This is a genomic window from Nocardia sp. NPDC101769 (assembly GCF_044766925.1).
Lineage (GTDB): Bacteria > Actinomycetota > Actinomycetes > Mycobacteriales > Mycobacteriaceae > Nocardia.
The window spans coordinates 1-8,696 of the sequence record NZ_JBIWMX010000088.1 but is presented as its reverse complement, the minus strand read 5'-3'; the positions used below and the strand labels follow the sequence as shown (position 1 = coordinate 8,696).

1 protein-coding gene is annotated in these 8,696 nt (G+C 67.5%); it reads left to right on the top strand.

The window, feature by feature from the left end; translation table 11 throughout:
* Window positions 1-8,696: amino acid adenylation domain-containing protein (locus ACIRRA_RS45075; protein WP_402782010.1), on the top strand; the 8,696-nt coding region annotated here is incomplete at both ends.

Sequence of the window (8,696 nt, the reverse complement as noted above, 5' to 3'; positions counted from 1 at the left end):
GTCGGCATGTACGCCGTCACGGTCGCCGGTGGCGCGTACGTGCCGCTGGACCCCGACCACCCGGCCGAGCGCAACCAGTACGCGCTCGACACCGCACAGCCGGTCTGCGTGCTCAGCACCTCGCGCGATGGTTTCGAGCTGACCGCACCCCGTCATCCCGGCGCGCTTCTTGGCCGGGATCCACACGATGCAGCGGTGGATTCCGGCCAAAAGCATGCTGGAATGACGGGTGAGGCACTGCTCATCGACAAGATCGATCTTTCGGGCTACTCAGACGCCCCGATCACCGACGCCGACCGCATCGCCCCGCTGCACAGCAACAACATCGCGTACGTGATCTTCACGTCGGGTTCGACCGGACGCCCGAAGGGTGTGGCGGTCAGCCACAGCGCCATCGTCAACCGCCTGGTGTGGATGCAGACCGAGTACGGGCTGTTCGACAACGACGTGGTGCTGCAGAAGACGCCCGCCACCTTCGACGTATCGGTGTGGGAGTTCTTCTGGCCCTTGCAGATCGGCGCTTCGCTGGTCATCGCCAAGCCCGACGGCCACCGCGATCCCGCCTACCTGACCGACCTGATCATCGAGACCGGCGTCACCACCGCGCACTTCGTGCCCTCGATGATGTCGGTGTTCGTGGCGGGCCTGGAAGCCGACCCGGACAAGGCGGCAGCGCTGACCTCGTTGCAGCAGGTCTTCGCCTCCGGCGAAGCACTTCCGGTGGCTACGGCGCAGAAGCTGCGCGAGCTGACCGGTGCCCGTCTGCACAACCTGTACGGCCCCACCGAAGCGGCTGTCGACGTCACCTACCACGAGGTCACTGACGCCGATATCACCTCGGTGCCGATCGGTGCGCCGGTCTTCAACACCCAGGTGTACGTGCTGGATTCGCGTTTGCATCCGGTTCCGGTGGGTGTGGCGGGTGAGTTGTACCTGTCGGGCGATCAGCTGGCGCGCGGCTATGTCGCGCGACCGGACTTGACCTCGGATCGCTTCGTAGCCAACCCGTTCACCCCGGCCGGTGAGCGGATGTACCGCACCGGTGACCTGGTCAAGTGGACCGGTCGCGGCGAGCTGGAGTACCTGGGCCGCACCGACTTCCAGGTCAAGCTGCGCGGTCTGCGCATCGAGCTCGGCGAGATCGAGTCCGCGCTCACCGCCATCGAGTCCATCGCGCAGTCGGTGGTCGTGGTCCGGGCTGACGAACGCCTCGGCGAGCAGCTGGTCGGCTACGTCATCCCGACCGCCGGCCACACCGTCGACCTCGACGCCGTGCGCGCCGAGCTCCAGGACGGCCTGCCCGGCTACATGGTGCCGACCGCCTTCGTGGTGCTGGATGCCTTCCCGCTCAATGCCTCCGGCAAGCTGGATCGCAAGCGGCTGCCCGCGCCGGTGTTCGAGGCCAAGGTCTTCCGCCCCCCGTCCACCCCGATCGAGGAGATCGTGGCGGGCACCTTCTCCGACGTCCTCGGCGTCGGACGGGTCGGCCTCGACGACGACTTCTTCGAACTCGGCGGCAACTCGCTGATCGCCACCCAGGTGGTGGCGCGCGTCGGCCAGGCGCTCGACACCCGGATCCCGGTCCGCGCGCTGTTCGACGCTCCGACCGTGGCCGGACTGGCCGCCCGCGCCCAGGCGCAGGCGGGCACCGGGACACGCCGCGAACTGGTGACCCAGCAGCGTCCCGCCGAGATTCCGTTGTCGCTGGCCCAGCAGCGCATGTGGTTCCTCAACCGCTTCGACACCGCCTCGGCCGTCAACAACATCCCCCTCGCGGTCCGCCTCACCGGCGACCTGGACGTGGATGCGCTGCTGGCCGCCGTCGGCGACGTGCTCGAGCGGCACGAGGTGCTGCGCACCGTCTACCCGGAGAACGCGGAAGGCCGTGGCGTGCAGGTCATCCTGCCCGCCGACCAGATCCACCTGGACGCTTCGGCCGACGCCGGCATTCACGGCGGCGACACCGGTCTCACCCCGATCGCGGTGACCGAGGCCGAACTGCGCGACCGCATCGCCGGACTCGTGCTCACCGGCTTCGACGTGACCGCGTCCGCGCCGGTGCGCGCCGGACTGTTCCGGGTCTCCGACGCCGAAGTGCCCACGCACGTCCTGGTTTTCGTGGTGCACCACATCTCCGGTGACGGCTGGTCGGTGCGTCCACTGGCCCGCGACGTCATGGTCGCCTACATGGCGCGCGCCAATGGCGGAGCGCCGCAGTGGGCTCCGCTGCCGGTGCAGTACGCCGACTTCGCGCTGTGGCAGCGCGAAACCCTCGGCTCGGAGGACGAGGCCGACTCGCTGATCTCCCAGCAGGTCTCCTACTGGAGCGACGAGCTGGCCGGGCTGCCCGACCAGATCGACCTGCCCTCGGACCGCCCGCGCCCGGCGGTGGCCTCCAATGCCGGTGGCGTGCACGAGTTCTCGATCGCCGCCGAGCTGCTCACCAAGCTCAACAATCTGGCGCGTGAGCACGGCGCGTCGCTGTTCATGGCGGTCCACGCGGCCTTCGCGGCCCTGCTGGCCCGCCTGTCGAACGGCGACGACATCGCCATCGGCACCGCGGTCGCCGGTCGTGGCGAGCAGGTGCTCGACGACGCCATCGGCATGTTCGTCAACACCCTGGTGCTGCGAACCGCCGTCGACGCCAGCACGAGCTTCGCCGACCTGCTCTCCGAGGTCCGCGAACGCGACCTGGAGGCCTTCGCCAACGCCGACGTGCCGTTCGAGCGGCTGGTCGAGATCCTCAACCCGGCCCGCTCGCAGGCGCGGCACCCGCTGTTCCAGGTCATGCTGTCGTTCCAGAACACCGGCGCGGCGACCTTCGCCCTGCCCGGCCTGGAAGTGGCGGGCGTGCCGCTGGACGTGGTCACCGCCAAGTTCGACCTGCACCTCAACCTCACCGAGCGTGTCGGTGCGGAGGGCGACGTCGACGGCATGGTCGCAGAATTCACGTACGCCACCGACATCTTCGACGCAGCGACGGTGTCGGCGTTCGCGGATCGCCTGGTGCGCCTCTTCTCGGCTGTGGTCGTGGAGCCGGCCGCGCTGGTCGGCGATATCGAGCTACTGGACGACGCCGAGCGTCGCCAGCTGCTACGCGGCCGCAATGCCACTGAGTACGACGTCGAGCGAGTCGTATTGGGCGGCAGTGAGATCGGTACCGAGGTCACGCTGGCGTCGATGTTCGAGACCCAGCTACGGCAAACGCCCGACCTCACCGCGCTGGTGTTCGAGGGGACGAGTCTGTCCTATGCCGAGTTCGCCTCGCGGGTGCACAAGCTGGCCCGGCACCTCATCTCGGAGGGCGTCGGACCCGATTCCTATGTGGCCCTGGGTATGCGCCGCTCCTTCGAGCTGCTGGTCGGCATGTACGCCGTCACCCTCGCCGGTGGCGCGTACGTGCCGCTGGATCCGGATCACCCGGCCGAGCGCAACCAGTACGTGCTCGACACCGCCCAGCCGGTCTGCGTGCTCAGCACCACCCGCGACGGCTTCGAAACCAGCACGCGCACACTGCTGATCGACGAGCTCGAAGCGCAGGGAGGTGGAGCGCTGTCGGGCTACTCAGACGCCCCGATCACCGACGCCGACCGCATCGCCCCGCTGCACAGCAACAACATCGCGTACGTGATCTTCACGTCGGGTTCGACCGGACGCCCGAAGGGTGTGGCGGTCAGCCACAGCGCCATCGTCAACCGCCTGGTGTGGATGCAGACCGAGTACGGGCTGTTCGACAACGACGTGGTGCTGCAGAAGACGCCCGCCACCTTCGACGTATCGGTGTGGGAGTTCTTCTGGCCCTTGCAGATCGGCGCTTCGCTGGTCATCGCCAAGCCCGACGGCCACCGCGATCCCGCCTACCTGACCGACCTGATCATCGAGACCGGCGTCACCACCGCGCACTTCGTGCCCTCGATGATGTCGGTGTTCGTGGCGGGCCTGGAAGCCGACCCGGACAAGGCGGCAGCGCTGACCTCGTTGCAGCAGGTCTTCGCCTCCGGCGAAGCACTTCCGGTGGCTACGGCGCAGAAGCTGCGCGAGCTGACCGGCGCCCGTCTGCACAACCTGTACGGCCCCACCGAAGCGGCTGTCGACGTCACCTACCACGAGGTCACTGACGCCGATATCACCTCGGTGCCGATCGGTGCGCCGGTCTTCAACACCCAGGTGTACGTGCTGGATTCGCGTCTGCACCCGGTCGCCCCCGGCGTCGCGGGTGAACTGTACCTGTCGGGCGTCCAGCTGGCGCGCGGCTACGTCGCCCGCCCGGACCTGACCGCCGATCGCTTCGTCGCGGACCCGTTCCACGACGGCGAGCGCATGTACCGCACCGGTGACCTGGTCAAGTGGACCGGTCGCGGCGAGATCGAATACCTGGGCCGCACCGACTTCCAGGTCAAGCTGCGCGGTCTGCGCATCGAGCTCGGCGAGATCGAGTCCGCGCTCACCGCCATCGAGTCCATCGCGCAGTCGGTGGTCGTGGTCCGCGGCGACGAACGCCTCGGCGAGCAGCTGGTCGGCTACCTGATACCCGCGACGGGCTTCGCCATTGAGCTCGACGCTGTGCGCGCCACGCTTCGGGACGGGCTTCCTGGCTATATGGTGCCGACCGCGTTCGTGGTGTTGGACGCCTTCCCGCTCAACGCTTCCGGCAAGCTGGACCGCAAAGCGTTGCCCGCGCCGGTGTTCGAGGCCAAGGTCTTCCGCGCCCCGTCCACCCCGATCGAAGAGTCTGTCGCCGCCGTGTTCGCCGAGGTCCTGGGCGTCGGACGGGTCGGCCTGGATGACGACTTCTTCGAGCTCGGCGGTAACTCGCTGATCGCCACCCAGGTGGGCGCCCGCCTCGGCGCGGCCTTGGACACCCAGCTGGCGGTGCGGGATCTGTTCGAAGCGTCCACGGTCGCGGCGCTGGCCGCACGTGTGGAACGCAATGCCGGATCCGGTGCGCGCCCGCGCCTGATCGCCGGCAACCGGCCCGAGTTCCTACCGCTGTCCCCGGCGCAGCGCCGTTACTGGTTCCTCAACCAGTACGACACCAGCATCTCGGCGGTCGACAACATCCCGGCGGCAGTCCGTCTCATCGGCGCGCTGGACCTGGACGCCATGAAGCAGGCCGTCGGCGATGTCATCGCCCGCCACGAGGTGCTGCGCACGATCTACCCGCAGGTGGATGAGGGACCGCATCAAGTGATCCTGCCGGTCTCGCAAACCGACCTGTCGCTGGCGCTGGAGGAGGTGACCGAGGCCGAATTGCTCGGCAAGGTCATCGAATTCGCCATGACCACCTTCGACGTCACCGTCGAGGTGCCGCTGGCGATCAAGATGTTCCGCATCACCGACAGCGAGAACACCGAGCATGTCCTGGCGTTCACGGTGCACCATATCTCCGCCGATGGCGCCTCCATGGGCCCGATGGCACGAGACACCATGGCCGCCTATATGGCGCGTGTGAACGGCGATGTCCCGCAATGGGCTCCATTGGCGGTGCAGTATGCCGACTACGCCTTGTGGCAGCGTGCGGTGCTGGGTGCCGAGGACGATCCGGAATCGCTGACCGCCGAACAGATCGCGTACTGGACCCATGCCCTGGCCGGGCTGCCGGACCAGCTGGAGCTGCCTGCCGACAGACCTGGTCTGGCTCAACGCCGTCGATCCCACGCGGCCCAGTCCGTGCAAGGCAAAGCGTTGCGCTTCGACATCGACGCAGAGCGTCACGCCAAGCTGCGCGAGCTGGCGCGGGCCAACAACGCCTCACTGTTCATGGTCGTGCACGCCGCCCTCGCGGTGCTGCTGGCGCGGCTGTCGGGCACCGAGGACATCGCGGTCGGCACGCCGATCGCGGGCCGTGGTGAGCGTGAACTCGACGATCTGATCGGCATGTTCGTCAACACCCTGGTGTTGCGTACCCAGGTCGATCCTGGAACGAGTTTCGCTGAGTTGCTCTTCGAGGTTCGTGAACGCGATCTGGAGGCCTTCGCCAACGCCGACGTGCCGTTCGAGCGCCTGGTCGAGGTGCTCAATCCAGTCCGTTCCGTGTCGCGCAACCCGCTGTTCCAGGTAGGCCTGTCGTTCCAGAACCTGGCCGAGACCGTCTTCGAACTACCGGGCCTGCGCGTGGCTCCGGTCGCCTTCGATGCGCAACTGGCCAAAACCGACCTGCAGATCACGGTCTATGACCTGTACGCCGAGGACGGCAGCCCGGCGGAGCTTGTGACCGAATTCGGTTACGCCGCCGACCTGTTCGACGAGCCGACCGTGGTGTCGTTCATCGACAGGTTGGTGCGAGTGCTCGACGCTGTCATCGCCGATGCCGGCGTCGCGGTCGGTGAGATCGAGCTGCTCGAGGCCGAGGAACGTTCCCGGACGCTGGTGGACCGCAACGACACCAGGCACAAGATCGAATCCGAGCTGTTGCTCGACGGCTTTCACCGGGCGGTCGCGGAATTTCCCGCACGGGTCGCGGTTGCCTTCGAAGGCCAACAGCTGACGTACTCGGAGTTCGACGCTCGGGTGAATCAGCTCGCGCGCCTGCTCATCTCACAGGGTGTCGGTGCTGAGTCCTTGGTGGGCTTGGCGATTCGCCGCTCGTTGGATCTCGTGATCGGTATGTACGCGATCGTGACGGCGGGCGGTGCCTGGGTGCCGTTGGATCCTGATCACCCGGGTGAGCGCATCGCCCACATTCTCGAGACCGCGCAGCCGTCGTGTGTCTTGACCACCACCGCGGATGCGGTCGCGGTCCCCGACGGAATCCAGGTGCTGCACTTGGATGCCGTGGTGCTCGACGAGTTCTCGGCCGAGCCTGTGGCTGATGCCGAACTGCGGGTTCCGGTCCGTCCGGAGAACCCTGCCTATGTGATCTTCACGTCGGGCTCGACGGGGCGTCCCAAGGGTGTGGCGGTCTCGCACAACGCCATCCACAACCAGATCAGCTGGATGCTGAGCCAGTACCCGATGAGCTCGCGCGATGTCTATCTCCAGAAGACCGCCACCACCTTCGACGTGTCGTTGTGGGGCTACTTCATGCCGCTGCGCGCGGGTGCGATGCTGGTGGTCGCGACCCACGATGGCCACCGTGATACCGACTACATCGCTGAAACGATGGCGGCACAGGGTGTTACGGTCACCGACTTCGTGCCGTCGATGTTGTCGGTCTTCGCCGCGCATGCGCGGCCGGGTTCGATGCCGAGTCTGCGTGATGTGTTCGCGATCGGTGAGGCGTTACCGCCGGAGACGGTCGACGCGGTGCTGGCGTTGGGTACCGGGATCAAGGTGCACAACCTCTACGGTCCGACCGAGGCGGCGGTGTCGATCACCCATTGGACCGCTGAGGGCGGCGACGCTCATACCGTTCCGATCGGTTTGCCACAGTGGAACAGCCGTGTGTACGTGCTGGACGCACGTTTGGGTCCTGTTCCCGCCGGGGTGCCGGGTGAGTTGTATCTGGCCGGCGATCAGCTGGCCCGCGGTTATGTGGGGCGTCCGGAGTTGACCTCGGATCGTTTCGTGGCCAACCCGTTCGAGCCGGGTGAGCGCATGTACCGCACCGGCGATCTCGTGGTGTGGCGTGCCGAGCCGGACCGTCTCGAGTACATCGGCCGCACCGACTTCCAGGTGAAGTTCCGTGGCCAGCGGATCGAGCTCGGTGAGATCGAGACCGTGCTGTTGGCGCAGGCTTGTGTCAGCCAGGCGGTTGCGGTGGTGGTGCAGAACGCGCTGGGCGACCAGTTGGTCGCCTATGTGGTGGCGGCGCCGGGCTACACCATCGACCAGCAGCAGCTGCTCGCGGCGACGGCCACAACGCTGCCCGCCTACATGGTTCCCGGCGCGATTGTCGCGCTGGAGGCTTTCCCGCTGAACACCAGTGGCAAGCTCGATCGGAAGGCGTTGCCCGCGCCGGTATTCGCTCCTCGCGAGTTCCGGGCCCCTGAGGGCCAGACCGAGATCGCCGTCGCCGCCGTGTTCGCCGGTGTGCTCGGTGTGGACAGTGTCGGCGCCGATGATGATTTCTTCGCGCTCGGTGGCAACTCGCTGCTGGCTACCCAGGTCGCGGCGCGGCTCGGTGCGGCCCTCGACACTCGGGTGCCGGTGCGCACCTTGTTCGAGGTGTCCACGGTGGCCGGGCTGGCGGCGACCCTGGCACCGGAAGCTGGTGCGGGCGATCGCCTGCCGCTGGTTGCGCGGCAGCGGCCCGAGCACTTGCCGCTGTCGTTGGCGCAGCAGCGTATGTGGTACCTCAATCAGTTCGACATCGCCTCGGCGGTCTACAACCTGCCGGTCGCAGTCCGCTTGACCGGCGAGCTCGATGTGTCCGCCCTGCAACTGGCCGTCCGCGATGTCGTGGAACGTCATGAGACACTGCACACCATCTACCCGCAGGTCGACGGTGTGGCGACTCAGGTGATCCTGAATGCGGCCGATGTGACGCCGGACCTGACTCCGGTCGTGATCGCGGCCGCCGAGCTGCAGCAGCGGGTGACCGCGCTGATCACCACCGGTTTCGACGTCACGGTCGAAGTTCCCGTGCACGCCAAGCTGTTCCGCGTGGAAGGGACGGACGAGGTCGAGCACGTGCTCGTTTTCGTCACCCACCACATCGCGGCCGACGGCTGGTCCATGGGCCCGCTCACCCGCGACGTCATGGTGGCCTACGCCGCCCGCGCCGCCGGTGTCGCGCCCGGCTGGGCGCCGCTGCC